The organism is Corynebacterium humireducens NBRC 106098 = DSM 45392 (genome assembly GCF_000819445.1).
In the GTDB taxonomy this organism is placed as follows: domain Bacteria; phylum Actinomycetota; class Actinomycetes; order Mycobacteriales; family Mycobacteriaceae; genus Corynebacterium; species Corynebacterium humireducens.
Map to the genome: position 1 here is coordinate 1,493,720 of NZ_CP005286.1, position 24,487 is coordinate 1,518,206.

25 protein-coding genes are annotated in these 24,487 nt (G+C 68.8%); 7 read left to right on the forward strand and 18 right to left on the reverse strand.

The features are described 5' to 3' along the window. The first annotated feature begins 27 nt into the window (after nucleotides 1-27). From B842_RS07425 to B842_RS13185, 4 genes are all read left to right on the forward strand, one after another. Nucleotides 28-762 (forward strand): CBS domain-containing protein, encoded by a 735-nt coding sequence (locus tag B842_RS07425; protein ID WP_040085954.1) that lies wholly within the window; start codon nucleotides 28-30, stop codon nucleotides 760-762. 82 nt (nucleotides 763-844) lie between these two features. Next, complete coding sequence (locus B842_RS07430; RefSeq protein ID WP_040085955.1) at nucleotides 845-1,972, forward strand: LLM class flavin-dependent oxidoreductase; 1,128 nt, start codon at nucleotides 845-847, stop codon at nucleotides 1,970-1,972. Continuing rightward, a complete protein-coding gene (locus tag B842_RS07435; RefSeq protein WP_040085956.1) occupies nucleotides 1,972-2,634 on the forward strand; it encodes an FMN reductase in 663 nt (220 codons plus the stop codon). The genes B842_RS07430 and B842_RS07435 overlap by 1 nt, the downstream gene beginning before the upstream one ends. A gap of 35 nt (nucleotides 2,635-2,669) precedes the next feature. After that, nucleotides 2,670-3,245 (forward strand): transglutaminase domain-containing protein, encoded by a 576-nt coding sequence (locus B842_RS13185; RefSeq protein ID WP_052437811.1) that lies wholly within the window; start codon nucleotides 2,670-2,672, stop codon nucleotides 3,243-3,245. Between the two features lie 7 nt (nucleotides 3,246-3,252). On the opposite strand, the gene hisS is transcribed toward B842_RS13185, so the two are convergent. From hisS to tpx, 4 genes are all read right to left on the reverse strand, one after another. Continuing rightward, nucleotides 3,253-4,536, reverse strand: a complete 1,284-nt coding sequence (gene hisS / locus B842_RS07445) for a histidine--tRNA ligase (RefSeq protein WP_040085957.1) — start codon at nucleotides 4,534-4,536, stop codon at nucleotides 3,253-3,255. 15 nt (nucleotides 4,537-4,551) lie between these two features. Beyond that, the gene (locus B842_RS07450) at nucleotides 4,552-5,190 is read right to left on the reverse strand and encodes an MBL fold metallo-hydrolase (RefSeq protein ID WP_040085958.1); all 639 of its coding nucleotides are present in this window, start codon (nucleotides 5,188-5,190) and stop codon (nucleotides 4,552-4,554) included. 10 nt (nucleotides 5,191-5,200) lie between these two features. Beyond that, nucleotides 5,201-5,809: a hypothetical protein gene (locus tag B842_RS07455; protein WP_040085959.1), complete on the reverse strand. Its 609-nt coding sequence runs from the start codon at nucleotides 5,807-5,809 to the stop codon at nucleotides 5,201-5,203. A 70-nt stretch (nucleotides 5,810-5,879) separates the two neighbouring features. Beyond that, nucleotides 5,880-6,377, reverse strand: coding sequence for a thiol peroxidase (gene tpx, locus B842_RS07460; protein ID WP_040085960.1), 498 nt, complete (start codon nucleotides 6,375-6,377; stop codon nucleotides 5,880-5,882). Between the two features lie 100 nt (nucleotides 6,378-6,477). Here tpx and B842_RS07465 point away from each other — a divergent pair, with 100 nt between their 5' ends. Together B842_RS07465 and B842_RS07470 are read left to right on the forward strand one after the other, a co-directional pair. Next, a complete protein-coding gene (locus B842_RS07465) occupies nucleotides 6,478-7,320 on the forward strand; it encodes a peptidylprolyl isomerase (RefSeq protein WP_040085961.1) in 843 nt (280 codons plus the stop codon). Between the two features lie 160 nt (nucleotides 7,321-7,480). After that, nucleotides 7,481-7,795, forward strand: coding sequence for a hypothetical protein (locus tag B842_RS07470; RefSeq protein WP_040085962.1), 315 nt, complete (start codon nucleotides 7,481-7,483; stop codon nucleotides 7,793-7,795). A 65-nt stretch (nucleotides 7,796-7,860) separates the two neighbouring features. Here B842_RS07470 and B842_RS07475 read toward each other — a convergent pair whose 3' ends face one another. The 13 genes from B842_RS07475 to B842_RS07535 form a co-directional block, all read right to left on the reverse strand. Further along, the gene (locus tag B842_RS07475; protein WP_040085963.1) at nucleotides 7,861-8,394 is read right to left on the reverse strand and encodes a DUF421 domain-containing protein; all 534 of its coding nucleotides are present in this window, start codon (nucleotides 8,392-8,394) and stop codon (nucleotides 7,861-7,863) included. 78 nt (nucleotides 8,395-8,472) lie between these two features. Beyond that, entirely contained in the window at nucleotides 8,473-10,413 is a 1,941-nt protein-coding gene (locus tag B842_RS07480; protein ID WP_052437812.1) for a bifunctional metallophosphatase/5'-nucleotidase, read from the reverse strand. A gap of 250 nt (nucleotides 10,414-10,663) precedes the next feature. Next, nucleotides 10,664-12,949 (reverse strand): RelA/SpoT family protein, encoded by a 2,286-nt coding sequence (locus tag B842_RS07485; protein ID WP_040085964.1) that lies wholly within the window; start codon nucleotides 12,947-12,949, stop codon nucleotides 10,664-10,666. Beyond that, the gene (locus B842_RS07490) at nucleotides 12,946-13,500 is read right to left on the reverse strand and encodes an adenine phosphoribosyltransferase (protein WP_040085965.1); all 555 of its coding nucleotides are present in this window, start codon (nucleotides 13,498-13,500) and stop codon (nucleotides 12,946-12,948) included. Before B842_RS07490 ends, B842_RS07485 begins: the two co-directional genes overlap by 4 nt. Continuing rightward, entirely contained in the window at nucleotides 13,475-15,115 is a 1,641-nt protein-coding gene (locus tag B842_RS07495; RefSeq protein ID WP_169744856.1) for an ABC transporter substrate-binding protein, read from the reverse strand. Before B842_RS07495 ends, B842_RS07490 begins: the two co-directional genes overlap by 26 nt. A 93-nt stretch (nucleotides 15,116-15,208) precedes the next feature. Next, on the reverse strand, nucleotides 15,209-16,321 hold the full coding sequence (gene secF / locus B842_RS07500; protein ID WP_040085966.1) for a protein translocase subunit SecF: 1,113 nt from the start codon (nucleotides 16,319-16,321) through the stop codon (nucleotides 15,209-15,211). Next, nucleotides 16,322-18,142: a protein translocase subunit SecD gene (gene secD, locus B842_RS07505; RefSeq protein WP_040085967.1), complete on the reverse strand. Its 1,821-nt coding sequence runs from the start codon at nucleotides 18,140-18,142 to the stop codon at nucleotides 16,322-16,324. Nucleotides 18,143-18,356: 214 nt separating this feature from the next. Beyond that, a complete protein-coding gene (yajC, locus tag B842_RS13450; protein ID WP_082028497.1) occupies nucleotides 18,357-18,743 on the reverse strand; it encodes a preprotein translocase subunit YajC in 387 nt (128 codons plus the stop codon). Nucleotides 18,744-18,804: 61 nt separating this feature from the next. Then, nucleotides 18,805-19,866: a Holliday junction branch migration DNA helicase RuvB gene (ruvB, locus tag B842_RS07515; RefSeq protein WP_040085968.1), complete on the reverse strand. Its 1,062-nt coding sequence runs from the start codon at nucleotides 19,864-19,866 to the stop codon at nucleotides 18,805-18,807. A gap of 9 nt (nucleotides 19,867-19,875) precedes the next feature. Further along, nucleotides 19,876-20,487 carry a Holliday junction branch migration protein RuvA gene (ruvA, locus tag B842_RS07520; protein WP_040085969.1) on the reverse strand — a complete coding sequence of 204 codons (612 nt, stop codon included), beginning with the start codon at nucleotides 20,485-20,487 and terminating at the stop codon, nucleotides 19,876-19,878. After that, the gene (gene ruvC / locus B842_RS07525; protein ID WP_211257051.1) at nucleotides 20,484-21,020 is read right to left on the reverse strand and encodes a crossover junction endodeoxyribonuclease RuvC; all 537 of its coding nucleotides are present in this window, start codon (nucleotides 21,018-21,020) and stop codon (nucleotides 20,484-20,486) included. The genes ruvA and ruvC overlap by 4 nt, the downstream gene beginning before the upstream one ends. A gap of 74 nt (nucleotides 21,021-21,094) precedes the next feature. Further along, complete coding sequence (locus B842_RS07530) at nucleotides 21,095-21,847, reverse strand: YebC/PmpR family DNA-binding transcriptional regulator (RefSeq protein WP_040085971.1); 753 nt, start codon at nucleotides 21,845-21,847, stop codon at nucleotides 21,095-21,097. A 155-nt stretch (nucleotides 21,848-22,002) separates the two neighbouring features. Then, nucleotides 22,003-22,863, reverse strand: coding sequence for an acyl-CoA thioesterase (locus B842_RS07535; protein WP_040085972.1), 861 nt, complete (start codon nucleotides 22,861-22,863; stop codon nucleotides 22,003-22,005). Between the two features lie 88 nt (nucleotides 22,864-22,951). Between B842_RS07535 and B842_RS07540 the strand changes: the two genes are divergently transcribed. Beyond that, nucleotides 22,952-23,467: a DUF3817 domain-containing protein gene (locus B842_RS07540; protein WP_040085973.1), complete on the forward strand. Its 516-nt coding sequence runs from the start codon at nucleotides 22,952-22,954 to the stop codon at nucleotides 23,465-23,467. A 97-nt stretch (nucleotides 23,468-23,564) separates the two neighbouring features. On the opposite strand, the gene pdxS is transcribed toward B842_RS07540, so the two are convergent. Further along, nucleotides 23,565-24,473 (reverse strand): pyridoxal 5'-phosphate synthase lyase subunit PdxS, encoded by a 909-nt coding sequence (gene pdxS / locus B842_RS07545; RefSeq protein ID WP_040085974.1) that lies wholly within the window; start codon nucleotides 24,471-24,473, stop codon nucleotides 23,565-23,567. Nucleotides 24,474-24,487 lie beyond the last annotated feature (14 nt).

Here is a 24,487-nt window from a genome sequence, read left to right on the forward strand (position 1 = left end):
TCTCATCTTCTCACTACCCTGAGAAGTGTGAGTGAGCAGACATCTACCAACCGCGCCATCCCTTTCCTGGCGGCCTTCAACGACATCGAGGCCTATCTGCGGGAGTTGCTGAACGCGAAGAAGTCCGACAACTTCCGGTGGATGGTGGACCAGGCGGTGCGTCGGCACCTGATCTCGGAGGATCACGCGGGTGACCTCAAGGAGTTCGCGGAGCTGCGCAACGCGATCAGCCACGGGCGCTACACCGAGGACATGCGGCCCATCGCGGAGCCGCTGGAGGAGACGGTGCGTGACATCGAGCGGATCCGGGACATCCTGCGCGATCCGCCGACGGCCCTGGGGGTGCTCGGTCATCATGAGGTGCGTACCGTCGCCCCGGACGACGACATCCGGGAGGCCCTGCGCATCATCCGTTCGACGACGATCTCGCAGCTGCCGATCTACGACGACGGCCGCTGCATCGGCATCCTGACCACCAACACCATCGCGCGGTGGGTGGCCGCGGACCTGGACGACAACGACCACCTCGACGCCCGCACGATCGCCGAGGTGCTCGACTGGGCGGAGGACAACGACCGGGCGCTGTTCCTCCCCCGTGACGTGCTGGCCCAGGAGGCCATCGACGCCCTGACGACGCCGAAGAAGGACGGGTCGATGCCACGGGCGGCGATCATCACCGAGCACGGCCGCAAGGACCAGCGGCCGATCCGTGTCATCGGCGGGTCGGACATCGCGGTGCTCATGGAGGCCGTGGCGACGTAGTCCGGAGGTGACACCTTGACACGATGTTGACATGTCACATACAGTGGGGGCCATTAGCGAAACAACTGAGGAGAAACCCACCATGCAGTTCGGCATCTTCACCATCGGCGACGTCACCACGGACCCCACCAACGGCCAGACCCCCACCGAGCACGAGCGGATCAAGGCGACCCTCGCCATCGCCCGGAAGGCCGAGGAGGTGGGCCTCGACGTCTTCGCCACCGGCGAGCACCACAACCCGCCCTTCGTCGCCCCCGCCAATCCCCCGGTCCTGCTCGCCCACATCGCCGCCCAGACCGAGAAGCTCATCCTCTCCACCGCGACGACCCTCATCACCACCAACGACCCGGTCCGCCTGGCCGAGGACTACGCCTACCTGCAGCACCTCGCCGACGGCCGCGTCGACCTCATGATGGGCCGCGGCAACACCGGCCCCGTCTACCCGTGGTTCGGCCAGGACATCCGCCAGGGCATCCCGCTGGCGATCGAGAACTACCACCTCCTGCGCCGCCTGTGGCGTGAGCCGGTGGTCAACTGGCAGGGCCAGTTCCGCACCCCACTGCAGGGCTTCACCGCGACCCCGGCACCGCTGGACGACGTCCCGCCCTTCGTGTGGCACGGCTCGATCCGCTCCGTGCAGATCGCCGAGCAGGCCGCCTACTACGGCGACGGCTTCTTCCACAACAACATCTTCTGGAACAAGGAGCACACCGCGAAGATGGTGGACATCTACCGTCGCCGCTACGAGCAGTACGGCCACGGCCAGGCTGACCAGGCGATCGTCGGCCTCGGCGGCCAGGTGTTCATCGGCGAGACGGAGCAGGCCGCGAAGGACTTCTTCCGCCCCTACTTCGACAACGCCCCGGTGTACGGCCACGGCCCCTCCCTCGAGGAGTTCACCGACATGACCCCGCTGACGGTGGGCACCGTCGAGCAGGTCATCGACCGCACGATGGAGTTCGCCGACTGGGTGGGCGACTACCAGCGCCAGCTCTTCCTCGTCGACCACGCCGGCCTGCCGCTGGAGGTCGTCCTGGACCAGATCGAGATCCTGGGCACCCAGGTCGTCCCCGAGCTGCGCCGCCGCATGGAGGCCCGCCGCCCGGAGCACGTCCCCTCCAACCCGCCGACGCACGCGTCGCTCAAGGAGAACCGCAACTCCCCGCACTTCCGGGTCTCCCCGGGTGAGTCCGCAGAGGAGGCCAAGTAGTGCGTACCCTGACCGTCATCTCCGCCGGCCTGGGCGTCCCGTCGACGACCCGCCAGGTCGCCGACCAGATCGCCGCGGCCACCTCGGCCGCGGTCTCCGCGCGGGGTGAGAACCTGCAGATCCAGGTCATCGAGCTGCGCGAACTGGTCAACGACCTGGGCCGCGCCCTGACCACCGGCATGTCCTCCCCCGCCCTCGACGAGGCGAAGGAACTCGTCTCCGCCTCCGACGGCCTCATCGTGGCCACGCCGGTGTTCAAGGCCAGCTACTCGGGACTGTTCAAGACGTTCTTCGACGTCCTCGACCGGGACGCCCTCAACGGCATGCCCGTCATCATCGCCGCCACCGCCGGCACCGCACGTCACTCCCTGGTGCTCGACTACGCGATCCGTCCGCTGCTCACCTACATGCGTGCCTTCGTGGTGCCCACCGGCGTCTTCGCCGCGACAGACGACTTCGGCTCCGAGGAGGGATCGCTTCTCGACGCCCGCGTGAACCGCGCCGCCGCCGAGCTCGCGGACCAGATGGTCGCCTCCGCCAGCGTCGGCGGCCTGGGCGGGGTCACCTCCGCCGGGCAGGCCACCCGCCGCCTCACGGGCGTGGACCCCGCCGAGAACCTCGTGCCGTTCTCCCAGCTGCTGCGCGGCCACGACGGCATGTGACCCGACCCCGGAGAGGGTTTGGCTATCATGCGGCCATGCATCTTGACGCCGAACTCCTCTCCCCCACCACGGTCATCGACTCCGACCACCCCGACATCGTCGCCCTCGCGCGGACGCTGACGGGCGCCACCCCGCCGCAGACGGTGCGTAACGTCTTCGAGTACGTGCGCGACCGCATCACCCACCCGGCGGACACCGGCGGCACCGGGGTCGCCGTCAGCGCCTCCGAGACGCTGCAGGCCGGCGAGGGCATCTGCCACGCCCAGGCCGCCCTGCTCGCCGCCCTCTACCGGGCGGCCGGCATCCCCGCGGGCCTGCGTCACCAGCAGGTGGACACCGAGACGGGGCAGACGGTGCTGCACGGCATCGCCACGGTGTGGGCCCCCGACATCTCCGAGACCGGCGGCTTCCTCCTCGTCGACCCCCGCTACCCGGAGAGCGACCCGCGCCACTCCGGCCACGACTGGCAGACCCGGGCCCTGCAGCCGCCCTTCGAGCGGAACCTGCCGACGGTCCACACCGACATGCCGCCGGCGGTGGTCACCGCCCTGCGGGAGGCCACTGACGCGCAGTCACTGCTGCGCGGGGGCCTGCCGGCCACCCTCGACTGACTCCCCCTCAGGACAGGGCGGCGCGCAGCTGCCCGACGACCGCGTCGAGCGCCACGTCCTCCTGCGTGTGGGCCGCCAGGTCCTTGACGGCGACGGTGCCCTCCTCGAGCTCCCGGTCGCCGAGGACCAGAGCCACGCGGGCACCGGCGCGGTCGGCACCCTTCATCGCGCCCTTGAGACCCCGGTCGCCGTAGGCCATGTCGGCGGAGAGGCCGGCGGCCCGCAGCTCGTTGATGAGCAGCGCCATCGCCTTCTTGGCGGCGGCTCCGAGGGCCACGCCGTACACGTCGACGCGACGCTCCACCCCGTCGAGAGTCACGCCCTCCGCCTCGAGGGCCAGGACGGTGCGGTCGACGCCGAGGCCGTAGCCGATGCCGGAGAGGTCCTGGCCGCCGAGCTGGGCCATGAGGCCGTCGTAACGCCCGCCGCCACCGATGCCCGACTGGGCGCCGAGTCCGTCGTGGACGAACTCGAAGCAGGTCTTGGTGTAGTAGTCGAGACCACGGACCATGCGCGGGTTGATGACGTAGGGGACGGACATGTCGTCGAGAAGCCCGGTGACGGTCTCGAAGTGCTCCTGCGCCTCGACGGAGAGGTGGTCGAGCATGAGCGGCGCGTCGGCGGTCATCTCCTGGACCTCGGGGCGCTTGTCGTCGAGGACGCGCAGCGGGTTGATCTCCGCGCGGGCGCGGGTCTCCTCGTCGAGCGGCAGGCCGAGGAGGAACTGCTGCAGCTTCTCCCGGTACTCCGGGCGGCAGGTGCTGTCGCCGAGGCTGGTGAGCTCCAGACGGAAGTCCCGCAGCCCCAGGGAACGGTAGCAACGGTCGGCCAGGGCGACGACCTCGGCGTCGAGGGCCGGGTCGTCGACACCGATGGCCTCGACGCCGACCTGCTGCAGCTGGCGGTAACGGCCGGCCTGCGGACGCTCGTAGCGGAAGAAGGGGCCGGCGTAGTTGAGCTTGACGGGCAGCTGGCCGCGGTCGAGGTTGTGCTCGATGACGGCGCGCACGACTCCGGCGGTACCCTCCGGGCGGAGGGTGACGGAACGGCCGCCCCGGTCCGCGAAGGTGTACATCTCCTTGCTCACCACGTCGGTGGACTCACCGACGCCGCGGGCGAACAGGGTGGTGTCCTCGAAGACGGGGAGCTCGATGTGCTGGAACCCGGCGAGATGCGCCTGGTGGATGAAGGTGTCGCGCACCTTCAGGAACACCGGGGACACCGGCGGGACGTAGTCCGGCACACCCTTGGGTGCGGACAGGGCGGCAAACTTCTGCTTCTTCTCGGTCACGGCCACATACCTTACCTAGCGACCCAGCATGCGCAGGAACGGGTTGGTCTGCCGCTCGGCGCGCATGGTGGTGATGTCGCCGTGGCCGGGGAACAGCTGGAGGCTGTCCGGCAGGTCCCACACCGGTCCGCGGAGGGTGGCGTCCATGTCCGCGGGCGAGGACGAGTCGAAGTCGGTACGGCCGATGGAACCCTTGAACAGGACGTCGCCGGTGAAGCAGAAGTCCTCGTGGACGAGCAGGACGGAACCCGGCGAATGGCCCGGGGCGTGGACCACCCGCAGCTCCACGCCCGCCAGGGTGACGGTGTCCCCGTCGTGCAGGTCGCGCAGGTCCTCGATGGGCACCATCTTCTTCACCTCGAAGAGGACGCGCGACTGCGGGAGGATGCCCTCCTCGTGGAGCATGAACTGGTCCGCGGGGTGGAGGTGGACGGGCACGCCGTAACGCTTCGCCAGGTCACCGGCCTCGCGGACGTGGTCGATGTGGCCGTGGGTGCACACGATCTCACTGAGTTCGGCGCCGGTCTCCTCGAGCAGGGCGATGACCTGCCGGGCGGCGTGCATGCCGGGGTCGATGACACCCGCCTTCCCGTCGTTGACGACGACGAAGGTGTTGGTCTGGTACGGGCCGGCGGTGAATCCGTGGAGCTGCATGCCAGGCAGTCTAGCCCGCGGGCTGGTACTCGTGAACCTCGTAGGTCACCTCGACCTGCGGAACCTCCCCACCCGCCTCGAGGGTGAGGTAGGGCAGGTGGCAGTCGTCGAGAAGCATCCACCCGGCGGCGGCCTCCGCCTCATGGGTGGTCACCCCGGTGGCGTCCACGAGGGAGGCCTGCAGGGGCGACTGCTTGTCGACGCCCGCGAACTCCACCAGGTACACCCCGTCACCGCAGCCCGGCTGCCCGGCCGGGAACCAGTTGCCGGCGGGGCCGAGGATGATCTGCGGCAGTCCCCCGCGCCACACGGTGAACTCCCCCTCCCAGCTGCGGACATGCTCGACCCCACCCCAGGAGTCCGTGGCCGCCGGTGCCGGGCCGGCGGTGACGCGGTTGAGCCGTGCGTCGGCCAGCGGATCCGGGGTCTCCTCGACCGTCGTGTCCGCCGTCCCAGCCGCCTCGGCGGTGGCCGTCGGAGTCTCGGCGGCCCGGGCCACGAGGTCCTGCCCGTCGTCCGGACCACGCACCCCCAGCACCACGGCGGCGACGATACCGCCGATGATGAGGACGATCGCGGTGAGGATCGCAACGAGACTGTTTCTCTCCGAACGGGTCATGCAGATCATCATGACAGACAGCAGGAAGCCCCGGCCAACCGCTACGGGTGACCGGGGCTCGGACGGGGGTCTAGGAGAGGGCGTTGACCGCGGCGTCGTAGTCCGGCTCGTCGGTGATCTCGTCGACGAGCTGGGTGTAGACGACCTTGCCGTTCTCGTCCGCGACGATGACGGCGCGGGCCAGCAGGCCCTGCAGCGGGGAGCCCTGCAGGGTCAGGCCGTAATCCTCACCGAAGGAGGAACGGAAGGCGGAGCCGGTGGTGACGTTCTCGATGCCCTCGGCGGAGCAGAAACGGCCGTGGGCGAAGGGCAGGTCCTGGGAGACGCCGAGGACGACGGTGTTGTCCAGGGAGGTGGCGCGCTCGTTGAACTCGCGGACGGACTTGGCGCAGACGCCGGTGTCCAGGGACGGGAAGATGTTGAGGACGACGCGCTTGCCCGCGAAGTCGGCCGGGGTCAGCTCACCGAGGTCGGTGCCGACGAGGGTGAAGTCCGGCAGCTGGTCGCCGACGGCCGGCAGCTCGCCTGCGGTGGTGGTGGATTCGTTCTTGAAGGTTACGTTTGCCATGCCCCCACAATAGAGATGTCCACCACACCGTGCCACGGTCACACCGCGCCGGTTAGACTGACTGACCGTACATGTCCGACAACGTCAGGAAGAGTCACCGGTGACCGACAACAGGAAACGCGGCGAGGACGCCCTCGCCCAGCTTGACCGCGAACTGAAATCCCGCGACCGCGCCGAGAAGTCCCGCCCCCTCAAGATCGGTCTGGCGGCCGCCGTGGTGATCCTCGCGATCGTCGGTGGCATCTGGTTCCTCGCCACCCGGGACACCGGCGAGGAGGTCACCGCCTCCGAGGAGACCACCACCACGGAGACCCCGACCATGGAGCCGCTGGCCATGACCCGCGCCACCGCCCTCCCGGAGACCGTCACCTGCGAGTACCCCGAGGCCGGCGAGCCCGCCCGCGAGATCTCCGCCCCGGGCACCGAGAACATCCCCACCACCGGCACCGTCAACGTCACCCTCACCACCGGCCAGGGCCCGATCGGCATGGAGCTCGACCGCTCCGTCGCCCCGTGCACCGTCAACGCCATCGAGCACTTCGCGGCCGAGGGCTACTACGACGACACCGTCTGCCACCGCCTGACCACCTCCGGCATCCACGTCCTGCAGTGCGGCGACCCGTCCGGCACCGGTGCCGGCGGCCCCGGCTTCCAGTTCGCCAACGAGTACCCGACCGATGAGCTCGAGGGCCCGGCCACCTCCCCGGTGATCTACCCGCGCGGCTCCATCGCCATGGCCAACGCCGGCGCGGACACCAACGGCTCCCAGTTCTTCCTGAACTACCAGGACTCCCCGCTGGCCCCGGACTACACCTACTTCGGTCAGATCTCCGAGGAGGGCCTGGCCACCCTCGACCAGATCGCCGAGGCCGGTGTCGAGGGCGGCGCCGCCGACGGTGCCCCCGCCGAGGAGGTCCGCATCGAGACCGCCACCCTCGGATAGACACCCGTCACACCGCTTATCGACGCGCCCTCCCTCCCGGATTCACAACCTCCGGGAGGGAGGGTTTGCTGTTTCCCACAAGTTGTTGCGACTCTTCACAGCGCCAGATAAGGTGAGCATTGTTCATCTGTAGTCACCTGCACTAGGAACTGGTATCCCCATGAAGCTCTTCTCCCGCAAGGCTCTTGCCGCCGTTGCCACCACCGTCGCCCTGACCACCGCCGGCCTGTCCGCCCCGGCTTTCGCTGAGGAGAATGGTGCCGGCACGACCACCACCGCCACCACCACCGCGACTGCCACCGTCACCCAGGCTCCGGAGGGCTCCGCCGACTTCCTCGGCTCCTCCTCCACCGGCGATGACGAGGACTCCCTCTCCTCCGACCCGAAGGAGATCCGCGAGTGGGTCGCCGTCTTCACCGCGATCATCGGCGCTCTGTCCACCGCCTTCGTCTTCATCGACCGTCTGGGCCGCTAAGCTTCACGCTCTGACACCAGTTCACCGGGCCGTCCTCCCCACGCGGGAGGGCGGCCCGTGACGATTCAGTACCCGTCGACCCCGCGGAGCACCACCGGGTCGAAAGGCTGGCCGGTGCGGATCACCGACATCGTGCCCGTCGGCTCCAGCACCATCGCCTGCACCTGCTCCAGCGAGGCGAGGCCGGCGCGCCGCACCGCGGTGTAGACGTCGGTGCGGCTGAGATGGGCGGAACGCATGGCGTCGACAAGCATCTGCCCCTCCGAGACGACGAGGACCGGGCGTCTGCTCAGCACCCTCCCCCACCCGGTGAAACGCCGGAGCATGCCGAACGCCGCCTCCAGCACCATGAGCGTCGCCAGGCCGATGAGCCCGGCGACCAGCGTAGGCGGATGGCCGATGATGACACGCCCGGCTACAGCGCCGAACATGATGACCACCACCGCGTCCGAGGCGGTCATCGCCATGAGCACCCGCGAGCCGAAGAGCTTGGCCAGCAGCATGAACCCCAGGTAGATGCCGGTCGCGGTGGCGATGATGACGGGGATGCGCCACGGCTCGATGAGCAGTTCCTCCAAGAAGCGTTCCACACGCTCCACCGTAGTGCCGGGGAGACGGCGAAGGCCGGGCCCCGCGTGATGCGGGGCCCGGCCGGTGCGTGTCGGCGGCTGCTGGAACTAGCGGGAGCTGCCGACGGAGGAGAGGGAGGACTTGGCGGAGCCCAGGGAGGACTTGGCGGAACCGAAGGACGACTCGGCGGAACCGCCATTCTTGTCAGCCGGCGGGGTCGGGGCGGCAACCTGCTTAGCGTCCGTGGTGATGACCAGGTCGGCGAGGGTCCACTCACCCTCGGGAACAACCAGTTCCACGGTGGCGGTGCCGTGCTCGCCCAGACCGGTGGTGATCTGGGAGAAGTCGTTGTCGATCGCCGCGGTGACCTCGGTGGTGCCCAGCGCCACGGTGACGTTCTCGGCGATCGGCTCGCCGGCGGTGGAGTAGTTCAGGGAGGCCAGGTTCAGGGTGACGGTCTCGCCGGTAACGAGCTCGCCCTCCTCGACGGTGACAGCGATGTCGGACTGCTTGAGGCGCGGCTCGACGGACTCGTTGGCCTTCAGGTAGTCGATGAGAGCCTGGACGTCCATGTAGCCGACCAGGTTGATGTTGCGGACATCGTCCGGGTTGATCAGGCCGTCACCACCCTCGAAGAGGAAGGTGGAGGCGGCGACGGTGTAGTCGGCGTTCGGATCGATCGGCTCGCCGTTCAGGCGGGCGTCGATGATCCGCTCGCCCTGCTCGGCAGCCGGGTCGTAGGTGTAGGTGAAGCCCTCGGAGACACCCAGCGCCAGGCGCGGACGCTCGCCGCCGGGCTTCCACTGGTTCTCCAGGGTGTCCAGGACGGCCTGTCCGGTCATCGTGGCGACCGAGACCTCGTTGCCGAACGGCTGGATGGTGACCACGTCGGCGTAGGTGACCTCGCCGGCCGGCAGATCCGCGCGGACGCCGCCGGCGTTCATGAAGCCGATCTGGATCTCCTGGCCCAGGAGGGCACCGAGGGAGGCACGCTGTGCCTCGGCGATCAGGTGGTTGAGGGTTGACTCGACACCGCGGTTCGATCCCGCGTCCGCATCGGCGTTGGAGCCGCGGTAGAAGGAGTTGTCGATGGTGGCGATGACTTCCTCGCCGATGACGTCGGCCTGGGCCTTGGCCTCGGCGACGATCTGAGCCACTTCCGGATCCTCTTCGATTCCGAGTTCCTCGACCGCAGCGTAGTCGTACTGCTTGATGGCGATGCTGTCGATGGTCTTGGTGTCGGTGTTGAAGGTGAAGTCGACGTCGGTGAGGACCTTGCCGTACTCCAGGGACTGAGCGTACGGGAGCGGCGCGTCGGCGACGGCGTACTGCTGGTGGGAGTCACCACCGAAGAGGAAGTCGACGTAGGTCTCGTCGAAGCCGTCGACGTAGCGGGCGGCGTCCTCGTGGAACAGGGCGATGACGACGTCGGCCTCGCCGGAGTCCTTCAGGCGCTGCGCCTCGGCGTTGGTCTCGGCGATCGGGTCACGGAACTCCAGGCCCGCGATGCCGGCCGGAGAGACCTTGTCGGCGGTGGTGGTGGCGACGGTGCCGACGAAGCCGATCTTCACGCCGTTCTTCTCGATGACGGTGGACGCGTTCAGGAGACGGGTGTCGTCCTCCTTGTAGACGTTGGCGCCGAGGATCGGGAAGTCGGAGTTCGGGATGATGCGGTTCAGGAGGTCGTCCTGGCCCTGGTCGAACTCGTGGTTGCCCACTGCGGAGGCCTCGACTCCGGCGGCGTTGAGGAAGTCGATGGTGTACTCGTCGTCGGTGATCGCGGAGATGAACGCGGAACCACCGACGTTGTCACCGGAGGTGGTGAAGACGTTCTCGTCACCGTTGATCGTGTTGTTGAGGCCGGCGATGAGTGCGGCGCCCATCTCCTTGTTGTAGTCATCCTCCGCGAGACGGCCGTGGAAGTCGGTGATGTTGGACACCGAGAACTCGACGGTGTTGTCCTGGGCCAGGGCGGCCGGAGCGAGGGAGAGGGCGAGGGCGGCGGTGGTCGTGGCTGCGAGGAAGCGGCCGAAACGACGGAGAGACACGGGAGAACTCCTGTAAATCGTCAAATAGCGGATCAGGAATAGTTCTAACCTGACAATGAGCTACGCACACGATGAGAATTGGCGACTACCTGCGGGTTCATGTCCCCTGGCCCCAGAATTAACCCTCCGGTCACCCGATGTGGTCACACTATTAACCGGCGTCACTATCCCTTAACGTCGTACCACCCCCACAAGTGTGAGCACTCGTGAGGGTGGTGTGACGGAGGTGAAACAACCGTCTCGCGGCCTGTCAGGCGGTGACGCGGTAGACGTCGAACACGCCCTCCGTGTTACGCAGCGTCGTGAGCAACTGCCCCAGCTGCTTGGTGTCCGAGACCGAGAACGTCATCCGGATCGTCGCGACATGGTCGTCCGAGGCGTGCGAGTTCATCGACATCACCGACAGCTTCTGGTCACTGAACACGCGGGTGATCTCGAAGAGCAGGCCCTGCCGGTCAAGCGCCTCCATCTGGAGGGTCGCGGCGAAGGCCCCGCCCGCGGCCCCGGAGGTCGCCCACGCGACGTCGATGAGGCGTTCCGGCTCGGTGCGCAGCTTCTCGGCGTTGGTGCAGTCGGCGCGGTGCACCGACACTCCCCCGCCGCGGGTGACGAAACCGAAAATCTCGTCGCCGGGCACCGGCTGGCAGCACTTGGCCATCTTCGCCATGACGTCCGGGCTGCCCTCGACGAGCACGCCGGTGCCGGACTCGGAATCCGTCGCCCGGGCCCGGGAGCTGATGATCTCCGAGATCGGGGTGCGGGCGGCCAGCGCGTCGACGGCGTCATCCTGGTCGCCGAACGCGGCCATGAGCTGGTTCGCCACGTGGTGGGCTGACACGCTGCCCGCGCCGATGGCCGTGTACAGGGCGTCGACGTCCGGGTAGTGCAGCTGCGTGGCCACCGTCTTCATCGACTGCGCGGTGAACAGGCGGTGCATCGGCAGGCCGCCGCGCTGGACCTCCGCGGCGAGGGCGTCGCGGCCGGCCTCGAGGTGCTCCTCGCGGCGCTCCTTGGCGAACCACTGCCGGATCTTCGCCTTCGCCCGCGGCGAGACCACGAAGTCCTGCCAGTCACGGGAGGGCCCGGCGTTCTGGTCCTTGGAGGTGAACACCTCGACGCGGTCGCCGGACTTCAGCGTGGACTCCAGGGCCACGAGCTTGCCGTTGACCTTGGCGCCGATGCAGCGGTGGCCGACCTCGGTGTGCACCGCGTAGGCGAAGTCCACCGGCGTGGACTCGGCCGGCAGGTTGACCACGTCACCCTTGGGGGTGAACACGAAGATCTGCTTGGCCGTGAGGTCGTAGCGCAGGGAGTCGAGGAACTCGTTGGGGTCCGCGGCCTCCTTCTGCCAGTCGAGCAGCTGACGCATCCACGCCATCTGGTCGACCTCGTCGCGGTCGCCCTTGTGGGAGCCCTTCGACTCCTTGTAGCGCCAGTGCGCGGCGACGCCGAACTCCGCGTTGTAGTGCATCTCGTGGGTGCGCACCTGCACCTCCAGCGGGCGACCCTGCAGAGCCATGACCGTGGTGTGCAGCGACTGGTAGACGCCGAAGCGCGGCGAGGAGATGTAGTCCTTGAAACGTCCCGGCAGCGCCGAGTACAGGGAGTGGACGACACCGATGGCGGCGTAGCAGTTGTTGACGTTGTCCACCAGGATGCGGATGCCCACGAGGTCGAAGATCTCGTCGAAGTCGCGGCCCCGGACGATCATCTTCTGGTAGATCGACCAGTAGTGCTTCGGGCGTCCCATGACCTCGGCGTCGATGTTGTTCTCGCGCAGGGCCGTGGTCACCTGGGTGACGATCTCCTTGAGCGCACGGTCCCGGGAGGGGGCGCGGTCGGCCACGAGCCGGACGATCTCGTCGTACTTCTTCGGGTAGAGGATGGCGAAGGACAGGTCCTCCAGCTCCCACTTGACACTCGCCATGCCCAGGCGGTGCGCCAGCGGGGCGATGACCTCGAGGGTCTGCCGTGCCTTCTTCGCCTGCTTCTCCGGCGGGAGGAAACGCATGGTCCGCATGTTGTGCAGACGGTCGGCGACCTTGATCACCAGGACGCGCGGGTCCTGCGCCATCGCGACGATCATCTTGCGGATGGTCTCCGCCTCCGCCGCCGCCCCGAGGGCGACCTTGTCGAGCTTGGTCACGCCGTCGACGAGACGGGCCACCTCCGAGCCGAAGTCGTCGGTGAGCTGCTCCAGGGAGTAGTCGGTGTCCTCGACGGTGTCGTGCAGCAGGGCCGCCACCAGCGTGGTGGTGTCCATGCCGATCTCCGCGGCGATGGTCGCCACCGCCAGCGGATGCGTGATGTAGGGGTCCCCGGACTTGCGGAACACCCCCTCGTGGAGCGTCTCCGCGAGCTCGTAGGCGCGGGAGAGCAGCTCGGCGTCGGCACGCGGGTGGAACTGCCGGTGGATGGACAGCAGCGGGTCGAGCACCGGGTTCGTCTTCACCCGGCTGCCGGTCAGCGACCGGGCCAGCCGGGCGGACATGCTGCGCACGCCGACGTTGGAACGCTGGCGGGAACGGTCGGTCATTCGTTGATCACCACCAACGGCAGATCCGCCAGGCGCTCGCGCCCACCGAGTTCCGCCACCTCCAGGACCACGACATTGCCGACGACCTCGCCACCGCACTGCTCGATGAGGCTGCGGGCGGCGACGAGGGTGCCGCCGGTGGCCAGGACGTCGTCGACAAGCACGATCCTGAGGCCCTCCAGTTCCTGCCCGTCGGCGGGGACCTCCAGCGCGGCGCTGCCGTACTCGAGGGCGTACTCCTCGCTGACGACCGGCGGCGGCAGCTTGCCCTTCTTCCGGATCGCCAGGATGCCGAGGCCCAGCTTGTAGGCGACGGCCGAGCCCAGGAGGAAGCCGCGGGCGTCGAGCCCGCCGATCATCTGGGCGCCGAGGCGCTCGCAGGCGTCGGCGAGCTCATCGACGACGAGCTGGAACGCGTCGGCGTCGGCGAGCACCGGGGTGAGGTCCTCGAAGAGAACCCCTTCCGCCGGCCAGTCCTGCACGTAACGGATGCGGGCGGCGAGCGCCTCGCGGGCGCTGCCGTATCTACTCGTCTGCGTCTGCTGAGCCACCGTCGTCCTCGCTTAGCCATCGGTCCATGTTCCAGCCGATACCGGCCATACCTGTGTACACCACTACGTTACCCACTGTGCGGTCGATCACGAATCGGCGGGGCTGGGCGGACAGGGGGATGCCCGGCACCTCTTCCCAGAGCTTCTCCTCCTCCGCCCGGAGGTCCGCCAACGCATTCGCGCGGGCCGACGCCGAACCGACCTCCGCCAGCGGATCCACCGCGAGAAGCACCGCGTCGAGGGTCCCCTCGCGCAGGACCTGCCCGCCCCACTGTCCCGTGACCAGACGGGAGAGGTCCGCCAGGGTACCGGCCTCCGCGGAGGCGTCGACGACCGTGACGCCCGCCGGTTCGCAGGAGGCGCGGATGGCCTCGACCATCGCCGCCTTCCGCTCGTTGGGGCCGGCGTAGCCGATGCGCACGGTGGTGCCCCACAGTCCCTGGGCGCGGGTGAGGTCCGTGCCCAGGTGGCCCTCCGCCACGTCGGCGAGCAGCGGGGCCAGAGGGTCGTTGTGCTGCAGGGAGTGCAGGCCGACGGGCGGCACCTCGATGCCACTCACCCGCGAGGACTCCGCAGCGACGGCCCGCTGATCGACGCACGCGGCGAAGGCCTGCCGGGCCCACGGACTGCCCAGGACCCCGGCGTTGGCGAGGACCAGGGTGTCGGTGAGGTCGCCGACGCGTTCCTCGATGGTCAGCGTGTTGGTCGGGTCATCCCGGTCGACGAAGTCCTGCTGACCACGGCGGATGTCGGCGATGCGGAGCGCACCGGCCTCGTCGAGCTGCCGCGGGTCGGTGCCGCCGGGCCACACCACGATGGTCCGCAGGTTCGGGGCGTCACCGTAGTAGTGCTCGTTGGGGACGAGGACCACCTCGCCCTGCTCCCCCACCCTGTCGATGACGAAGGGGCCGGACGTCACCTGCAGCTGCGGGTCGAAGGCGTCCAGGTCGAAGCCGTCCCGCCACACCGGCGCGACCTCAGAGAGGGTGACCCAGTCATCCGTGGCCAGGGCGGTGTGCAGCTCGTGCTCGCTGAGCCCCGCCTTCGCCGCCACCGCATGGGAGGGCAGCACCGTGCCGGGGCCGAAGAGGTGCCGCCAACGGCCACCCGAGTTCTCGTTGAACACCACGGTGAAACGCTTCTGCCCCGGCTCACAGTCCAGTCGCAGCACCTCACGGGTCTGCGGGAGGTGGGAGCCGAAGAGCCCGGCGTGGACCCCGGCCTTGTAGTGGAGGAGGAAGTCCGTGCAGGTGACGGGCACGCCGTCCGAGTAACGGGCGTTCTCCGTCAGGGTGTACACGACCTGCCGGTTGGCGCCCGGCAGCACCTGCGTGGTGACCAGGTCGGTGTTGGGGATCATCTGCCCGGAGGGGCCGGGCACGAAGACCGCCGGGTACAGACGCCCCGACAACGCCTCCGTGTTCGAGGAAGACCCCACCTCGCTGCCGGCGTTCGTCGTGAGCAGCGGCGTGTCCACCAGGTAACCGAAGAAGTCGGTGCTCTGCACCGCCGCCGGTTCCTCCCCCGTCCCGTCCGCGGGCCCACCGGAGCAGGCCACCAGGCTGAGCGTGGTGAGCACGGCGACCGTCACCCCCACCAACTGCCGAATCGCCACGTCTCGCCTACTTTCCGTCCCCCGGCCCAACACCGGATGCTGAACTGCACATTATAGGCGGTGGACCGGGGTTTCCCACCCCGAACCCGGGGGTCAGCGCCGGTCGGGGCGCCAGGTGCTGCCCACGCCGGGGGCGTCCGGGCCGGACACCGTGCGGTGCGGGGTCGCGGGGGCGGCGTCGACAAGCGCTCCGTCCTCCCCGGCCTCCCCGGAGCGGCCGGCACGGTAGTCCGCGACCTCCTGGTTGTGCCGCTTCGTGTCCTTGCGGCGGTTCATCAGGCCCACCAGGATCGGGGTGGCCAGGAAGATCGAGGAGAAGATGCCCTCGACGACGCCGATGAGCTGGATGAGCGCCAGGTCCTTGAGCGTGCCGACGCCCATCAGCCACACCGCGACGATCATCAGGGCGACGATCGGCAGGGCGGAGATGACGGAGGTCGAGATGGAACGCATGACGGTCTGGTTGACCGCCAGGTTCGCCTCCTCCCCGTACGTGGAGCGTCGGGAACTGAGGTAGCCGGCCGTGTTCTCACGGACCTTGTCGAACACGATGACCGTGTCGTAGATCGAGAAGGACAGCACCGTGAGCAGACCGATGACGGACGCCGGGGACACCTCGAAGCCGAAGAGGGCGTAGATGCCGGCGATGAGGATGCCGTCGACAAGCAGCGCGAGCATGGCGGCCGCCGCCATCTCCTTCTCCAGGCGGAAGGCGATGTAGAGGAACGCCAGGCCGAGGAACACGGCCATCGCGATGAGCATGCGCTTGGTGATCGTCGAGCCCCACGACTCGGAGACGGTGGAGTCACCGATCGCGTCCGGCGAGGGGCGGCCCTGCGCGTCGAGCGGCTGGTGCTCCTCGAAGATCGCGGCGCGGGCGGCGTCGACCTGCTCGGTGGTCAGGCGCTCGGAGTTGATCTCCAGGATGCGGGAGTCACCGGCACCGACGATCTGGGTGAGGGTCGGGGTGACGCCGGTGGCGTCGACGAAGGTCTCCTCGACCTCGTCGACCGTGAGTTCCGCGGCCGGCATGTTCATCTTGGTGCCGCCCTCGAAGTCGATGCTGAGGTCGAAACCGCGGATGCCGATCGCCGCGATCGAGACGACCAGCAGCGCTGCGGTGATCCAGTACCAGAGACGGGAACGGCCGATGAAGTCGACGCCGCCCTCACCGGTGTACAGACGGCTGAACGTGCCCTTGCTCATCTACTTCTCCTCCGTGGATGCGGTGGCCACGAGGGCCGGGGCGGTGGTGTCGCGTGCTTCCCGACGATTCTGCGCCGCCAGCTCGAAGACCTTGCCCATGCCGTTGACGGAGGGCTTGGCGAAGAACGGCTTGCGCGCCGCCAGCAGCATGAGCGGGGCGGTCACCAGGAAGGTCACCACCAGGTCGAAGACCGTGGTCAGGCCCAGCGTGAACGCGAAGCCCTTGACCTCGCCGACGGCGAGGAAGTAGATGACCACGGCACCGATGAGGGTGACCATGTTGCCCGTGACGATGGTGCGCTTCGCACGGTCCCAACCGTGCTGGGCGGCGGAACGGAAGGTACGGCCCTCACGGACCTCATCCTTGACGCGCTCGTAGAACACGACGAAGGAGTCGGCCGTGGTGCCGATACCGATGATCAGGCCGGCGACACCGGACAGGTCCAGCGAGTAGCCGATCCAGCGGCCCAGCAGGATGAGGGAACCGTAGACCAGCAGACCCGCGGTGAACAGCGTCACCAGGGAGATGAAGCCGAAGAGGCGGTAGTAGGCGAACACGAAGATCGCCACCAGGATGAGACCGACCACGCCGGCGATGAGGCCGGCCTGCAGGGAGGCGACACCCAGGGACGCGGGGACGGACTGGGCGGTGCCGCCCGGCTCCCCGTCCTCACCGGCGAAGGACAGCGGCAGCGCACCGTAGCGCAGGTTGTTGGCCAGCTCCGCGGCCTCCTCCTGCGTGAAGCTGCCCGTGATGGACGTACCCGAGCCGAAGGGCGTCGCCGACTGGATGACCGGCGCCGAGATGATGCGCGAGTCCAGGGTGATGGCGACCTGCTGCTGCAGGTACTGCTGGGTCAGCTCGGCCCAGGTCTGGGAACCGGAGTTCGGGCCGTCGGTCTTGAAGGCGAAGTTGATCTCCATCTGACCGGACTGCGGGTTGAAACCACCGGTGATGGCACGCGAGGTGTCGATCTCGTTGCCGGTCAGTCGCGGGCCGTCCTCGTCGGTCACGCCCGACAGCAGCGGGGCCGGACCCAGGAGGTAGACCTGGCCGGAACCTGCGTCACAGGTCACCAGCGGCAGGTGCGGCTCATCGGAGCCGGCCAGCGGGTCGGTCTCCGAGTCACAGCGCAGCAGGGTGGTGGCCGCCGCCTGGACGGTCGGGTCCGTCGACTGACGGTCGGCGCGCAGCTGGTCGGTGATCTGCTGACGACGCTCCGTCGCCTCGATCGAGTTCGCCGGCTCCGGCAGCGGCGTGGCCGTGACCTCCGGTGCCTCCACCGGGTCGGTGCCCTCCGGCAGCTGCTGGTTGAAGGCATCGAGGATGAGTCGCATGGAGGACTCCGCCTCCTCCTTCGTCACCACGCCGAGCTCGACCCAGCGGTTGGCCATCTCCCCCAGGGTGCCGGTCAGCGCCTCATTGTCCGGGTTCGCGGGGAACTCGACCGGGCGGAACAGCAGCTGGGAGGTCTGACCCACGGAACGCGCCTGCGAGGTGTCCTCGCCCGGCACCGTGATCACCAGGGTGTTGCCGTCGGTGACGACGCTGGCACCCGAGACACCCATGCCGTTGACACGGTTCTCCAGGATCGTGCGGGCCTGCGCGAGCTGGTCCGCGGTCGGCTCCTGCCCCTGCGGGACGAGCGTCACGCGGGTGCCGCCCTGCAGGTCGATGCCCAGCTTCGGGCTCGCCTGCCGGTCACCCGTGAACAGGACCAGCGCCCAGACCACAGCGAGAATGAGGGCGAACAGCGCGAGCGCGCGCTTCGGCCAGGCCCGTTGGGCCCCCGGCTTTTCGCGTCGGGTTGTGACGGACAATGCGGTTCTCCATCTGTGTTGCTACCAAAACTCCCACCTGCCGACCGACAGGCGGCGGCAGGTGCACAACCGATCATGCTACGTCATCCCCCCGGAACTGTCCGTGTGCGGCCCCGGCAAGTTCCCTGCGGAAACACCTCACCCGCCGGCCCCGGGAGGGACGGCGGGTGAGGGGGTGCGCGCGGAACGGGCCGGGCCGATCCGGTCAGTGCGGCTAGCGGTTCTCCGGGTGGTCCGGGAAATCCGGGTAGTCGGTCCTGTTCTCCGGGTGCTGCTGCTCCGGGTGCTGGTAGCCGATCTGCCCGCCCGGGGCCGGGGTGGTGCCGGTGACGGCACCGAGGTCCTCCGGGGTGGCCTGCCGCATGATGGCGATGCGGTCCATGGTGACCACGACGCCGGGGGCGATCTCGACCTCGACCTGGGTCTCACGGGCGGTGACGATCGTGCCGTGGATGCCCGCGACAGTGACGACACGGTCGCCGGCACCCAGCGCGGACTGCATGGTCTGCAGTTCGGCCTGACGTCGACGCTGGCTGCGCATCATGAGGAAGGACGGCAGGATGAAGACGGCGATCACCAGGAGGAGAAGAAGTAGGTCCATGGTGAGCAAGTGTGCCAGATTCCCCGGGCCCCGTTCCACCTGGGAACCGCGCCGGTGCCCGTCAGAACTGGCCGAGTGCGCCCTCTGGTGGCTCCAGCCCGAGGTGACGCCAGGCGGCGGCGGTGGCGACACGTCCCCGTCCGGTCCGCGCGATGAGTCCGGCGCGCACCAGATAGGGCTCGCAGACCTCCTCGACGGTGCCGGGTTCCTCACCGACGGCGATGGCGAGGGTGTTCACACCGACCGGCCCGCCGCCGTGCCCGCGGATGAGGGCGTTGAGCACGGAACGGTCGAGGCGGTCGAGGCCGAGCTCGTCGACGTCGAAGACCTCCAGCGCCCCCTGGGCGGCGGGCAGGTTGATGTGGCCGTCGGCGTTGACCTCCGCGAAGTCACGGACACGCCGCAGCAGACGGTTGGCGATGCGCGGTGTGCCGCGTGACCGGGAGGCGATCTCCACGGCGGCGTCGGCGTCCATGGTGACGTCGAGGATGCGGGCGGCGCGGGTGACCACGCGGGTGAGGTCGTCGACGTCGTAGAACTCCATCTGCGCGGTGAAACCGAAGCGGTCACGCAGCGGGCCGGTGAGCATGCCGGAGCGGGTCGTCGCCGCGACCAGCGTGAACGGCGGGAGTTCCAGCGGGATGGACGTCGCGCCGGGCCCCTTGCCCACGATGACGTCGATGCGGAAGTCCTCCATCGCCATGTAGAGCATCTCCTCGGCGGGGCGGGCGATGCGGTGGATCTCGTCGATGAACAGGACGTCGCCCTCCATGAGGTTGGAGAGCATCGCCGCCAGGTCCCCGGCCCGCTCGAGCGCCGGGCCGGAGGTCATCCGCAGGTTCGTGTTGAGTTCCTGCGCGATGATCATCGCCATCGTCGTCTTGCCCAGTCCCGGAGGACCGGACAGGAGGACGTGGTCCGGGGTGACCCCGCGGTTCCGCGCGCCGGTGAGCACGAGGGAGAGCTGGTCACGCACCTTGCGCTGGCCGATGAACTCGTCAAGGTTGCGGGGACGAAGGGTCGTCTCCGACTCCTGCTCCCCCGGCTGCATCCGCATGTCGACCTCCCGGTCGAGCTGCAGGTCCTCCGGGAGGGCGAACTCCGTGCGTTCCATGTCGCTCACGCCGTCCGCCTACTTCCGGCCGAGCTGGGTCAGGGCTGCGCGCAGGGCCGCGGCGGTGTCGAGGTCCGGGGCGTCCGCGAGCACACCCTCCACGACGGGCCCGGCCACGCGGTCCGTGAAGCCGAGGCCGATGAGGGCCTCCGTGACCTGGAGTGCGACGGTCTCCGCAGCCGGGGTCAGCACCGGGGAGTCCTCTCCCGCCTCCTCCGGCGCCGGCACGTAGGCCGCCACCTTGTCCTTGAGTTCGAGGATGAGCCTCTCGGCCATCCGCTTGCCGACGCCCGGGATCCGCTGCAGCCCCTTCGCGTCCTCCCCCGCGATCGCCCGGGAGATCTCCCCGGCGTCGAAAACGGAGAGGCACGCCACAGCCAGGCGGGGGCCCAGCCCGGTGACGGTCTGCAGCAGGTGGAACATGCCGCGGTCCTCGTCGGTGGCGAAACCGTGGAGGGTCTGGGCGTCCTCGCGCACGACGAGGCTGGTGAGCAGGAACGCCTCCTCCCCGCGGCGCAGGGTGGCCAGCGTGTTCGGGGTGGCCTCCACCCGGTAGCCGACGCCGGCGCACTCGATGACGGCGTGGTCCAGGCCGATGCCGATGACGGTGCCACGGACAGATGCGATCATGACGGGTCTCCTCCGGAGTTGAGCAGGGCGGCGGTGCGGGCCAGCAGCGGGGCCCGCCAGCAGTGGCACACCGCCAGCGCGAGGGCGTCGGCGGCGTCCGCCGGTTTCGGAGGCTCCGAGAGCCCGAGGATGCGGGTGATCATGCTGGTCATCTGCCGCTTGTCGGCGCGGCCGTTGCCGGACACGGCCTTCTTGACCTCCGACGGGGTGTACATGTGCACCGGGATCCCGCGCTGGGCGGCGGCGAGCACGAGGACCCCCGAGGCGTGCGCCGTGTGGATGACGGTGGAGACGTTGCCGCGTTCAAACACCCGCTCGACCGCGACGACGTCCGGACGGTAGTCGTCCATCCACTCGTTCACCGCGTTGGACAGCCGCAGGAGACGGTCCGGCAGCTCCTCCCCCGTCGGGGTCCGCACCACGCCGACCGCCACCGGGAGCACCTCCCGGCCCCGGCCGGCCTGGACGACGGACAGGCCGCACCGGGTCAGACCCGGGTCGATGCCCATCACGCGCAGTCCCGTCAGATTCACTCGAACGCCTCTCTGGGCCCGCGCGGGACCCGTGTGCCAGTGTCCCCCAAGTTATAGCACACGTGTCCGAACGTCTAGTCCTCGAGAGCGGCGATGACCTCGTCGGAGAGGTCCATGTTGGTGTAGACCTCCTGGACGTCGTCGGCGTCCTCGAGGGCCTCGATGAGCTTGATCATCTTCTTCGCTCCCTCGACGTCGAGGGAGACCTCGACGGAGGCGCGGAAGTCCTGTCCGGCCTCGTCGACGGTGATGTCGGCCTCCTCCAGGGCCTTCTTCACGGCCTGCAGGTCGGTCGGAGCGCAGACGACCTCGAACTTCTCGTCGAGGTCGTTGACCTCCTCGGCGCCGGCGTCGAGAACGGCCATGAGGACGTCGTCCTCGGTGAGCTCACCCTTGTCGACGAGCACGACGCCCGTGCGGGAGAACATGTACGAGACGGAACCGGACTCGCCCAGGTTGCCGCCGTTCTTGGTCATCGCGGTGCGCACCTCGGTGGCGGCGCGGTTGCGGTTGTCGGTGAGGCACTCGATGAGGATCGCCACACCGTTGGGGCCGTAGCCCTCGTAGGTGATGTTCTCCCAGTCGGAGCCGCCCGCCTCCTCGCCGGCGCCGCGCTTGCGGGCGCGCTCGATGTTGTCGTTGGGGACGGAGGCCTTCTTGGCCTTGCGGATCATGTCGTCCAGCGTGGGGTTACCCGCCGGGTCACCGCCGCCGATACGGGCCGCGACCTCGATCGCCTTGATCGCCTTCGCCCACTCCTTGGAGCGCTTGGCGTCGTTGGCCGCCTTCTTGTGCTTGGTGGTCGCCCACTTTGAATGGCCTGCCATCAGATCCCTTTCTCTCGGCCCCGCCCGACAACCCCCGCGCGCTCAACCGTGGTCCGGACGGCCAGGGAGCGGCAACGCGGGGGTGGGCAGGGGCATCACGCTGATATGACCCGTCCGAGTATACGCTGGTCGCCGCCCCGGACCACCAGCCCCCGTCAGTCGCGCTCCGAAATGGTCGCCGGGACGGACAGGGCACCCTCGCGCAGCGAACGGGTGAGCCCCTCCTGCGTGACCATGGCGACGAGGTTGCCGGCACGGTCGAAGATGCGCCCGTGGGTGAGGGCCCGACCGGCGTGGGCGGAGGGCGAGACCTGGTCGTAGAGCAGCCAGTCGTCGGCACGGAAGGGGCGCATGAACCACATCGCGTGGTCGAGGCTGGCCATCTGCACCTTGTGCCCCTCGTGCGGCACCAGCGCGGAGTACAGCAGCGTCATGTCCGACATGTAGGCCAGGGTGCAGACGTGGAAGGTCGGGTCGTCGGGCAGCGGGCGCTTGGAACGGAACCACACCACCTGCTGGCTGGGGGTGTACTTGTTGTGCTCGTAGGAGTCGGCCGGGACGACGCGGATGTCCCAGTCACCCCACTCCTCCAGCAGGGCACGCGAGGAGACGGGCAGCGCGGAGCTGTCGGTGGGCACGTCCTCCGGCATGGGCACGGTGCGCATGAGGTCGGAGTGCTCCGGGCCGACGTCGCCACGCGAGTGGAAGCTGACCTGCATGGAGAAGATCGTCTCGCCGTCCTGGACCGCCCGCACCTGGCGGGAGGAGAAGGAACGGCCGTCCCGGATACGGTCGACGAGGAAGACGGTGGGCTCGGCCGCCTTGCCTGCCGCCACGAAGTAGCCGTGCAGCGAATGGACATCCCTGCCCGGGTCGACGGTCTCGGTGGCCGCGACCAGCGCCTGCGCGGCGACCTGCCCGCCGAAGGTGCGCAGCAGTTTCGATTCCGCCGCCGGTCCCCGGTAGATGTCCGTGTCGATGCGTTCCAGTCCGAGGATGTACTCGATGTCACTCATGTCGCTCAACCTTACCTCCCGGAAATCAACCGGACGGTTGAGCCTGCGACCATTGTGTTTCCCTGGCCGGGCGGTAGGCTGGACGATTATGACGACGACGACCCGGCCCGCCACTGAGCAGGGCCTCACTCCCGCCAAGTTCCACCGTTTCGCAGCTGCCCTGGAGATGTTCACCTGGGGTTTCCTCATTCTCGGCATGATCCTGAAGTACTCCGGCACCACCGCGGCTGTCGTGCCGGTCGCCGGCGGCATCCACGGCTTCGGCTTCCTCACCTTCATCGCCATCACGGTCCTGCTGTGGGTGAACAACCGCTGGACCCTCGCGCAGGGCCTGGTGGGCATGGGTGTGTCGGTCATCCCGTTCGCCGCCTGGCCGTTCACGATGTGGGCCGACCGCAAGCAGCTGCTCGAGGGCGGCTGGCGTTTCCGTGCGGGTTCCGGGGAGGAGCCGCGCACCCTCCCGGAGAAGGTCCTGGCCCAGTTCGTCCGTCACCCGGGTCGTTCGATCGCGGTTCTGCTGGCGCTCATTGCCGTGGTCTTCACGGTCCTCGTCATGATGGGCCCGCCCTACGACCCGGACGCCATCGCCGACTCCCTCGGCTGATCTGCCTGCACAGACGGGAAGAACCCGCCGTGTCACCTGACACGGCGGGTTCTTCCTTTTGCTGTGCTTGTCGACGCCCGCGGCGTCGGGAAGCGTCCTACCAGCCGCGCTCGGAGAGGCGGTGCGGGACCGGGATGTCGTCGACGTTGATGCCGACCATGGCCTCGCCGAGGCCGCGGGAGACTTCCGCGATGACCTTCGGGTCGTCGTAGTTCTGGGTGGCCTTGACGATGGCGCGGGCGCGCTGCTCCGGGTTGCCGGACTTGAAGATGCCGGAGCCGACGAAGACGCCGTCGGCGCCGAGCTGCATCATCATGGCGGCGTCGGCCGGGGTGGCGATGCCGCCGGCGGTGAGCATCGGCACGGGCAGGCGGCCCTCGCGGGCGACCTCGACGACGAGCTCGTAGGGGGCCTGCAGCTCCTTGGCGGCGACGTAGAGCTCGTCCTCGGCCATGGAGGTGAGGCGGTTGATCTCGGCGCGGATGGTGCGCATGTGGGTGACGGCGTTGGAGACGTCACCGGTGCCGGCCTCGCCCTTGGAGCGGATCATGGCGGCACCCTCGTTGATGCGGCGCAGTGCCTCGCCGAGGTTGGTGGCGCCGCAGACGAAGGGGGTCTCGAAGGCGAACTTGTCGATGTGGTTGGCGTAGTCGGCCGGGGTGAGGACCTCGGACTCGTCGATGAAGTCGACGCCGAGGGACTCCAGGACCTGTGCCTCCACGAAGTGGCCGATGCGGGCCTTGGCCATCACCGGGATGTCGACGGCGGCGATGATGCCGTCGATCATGTCCGGGTCGGACATGCGGGAGACGCCGCCCTGGGCGCGGATGTCGGCGGGGACACGCTCGAGGGCCATGACGGCGATCGCGCCGGCCTCCTGGGCGATCCGTGCCTGTTCCGGGTTGACGACGTCCATGATGACGCCGCCCTTGAACTGTTCCGCGACGCCGCGCTTCGCACGTCCGGTGGTGTTGGTGGTCACAGTTGATCTGCTCCTGTTCGACAAATAACCTGTTTCAA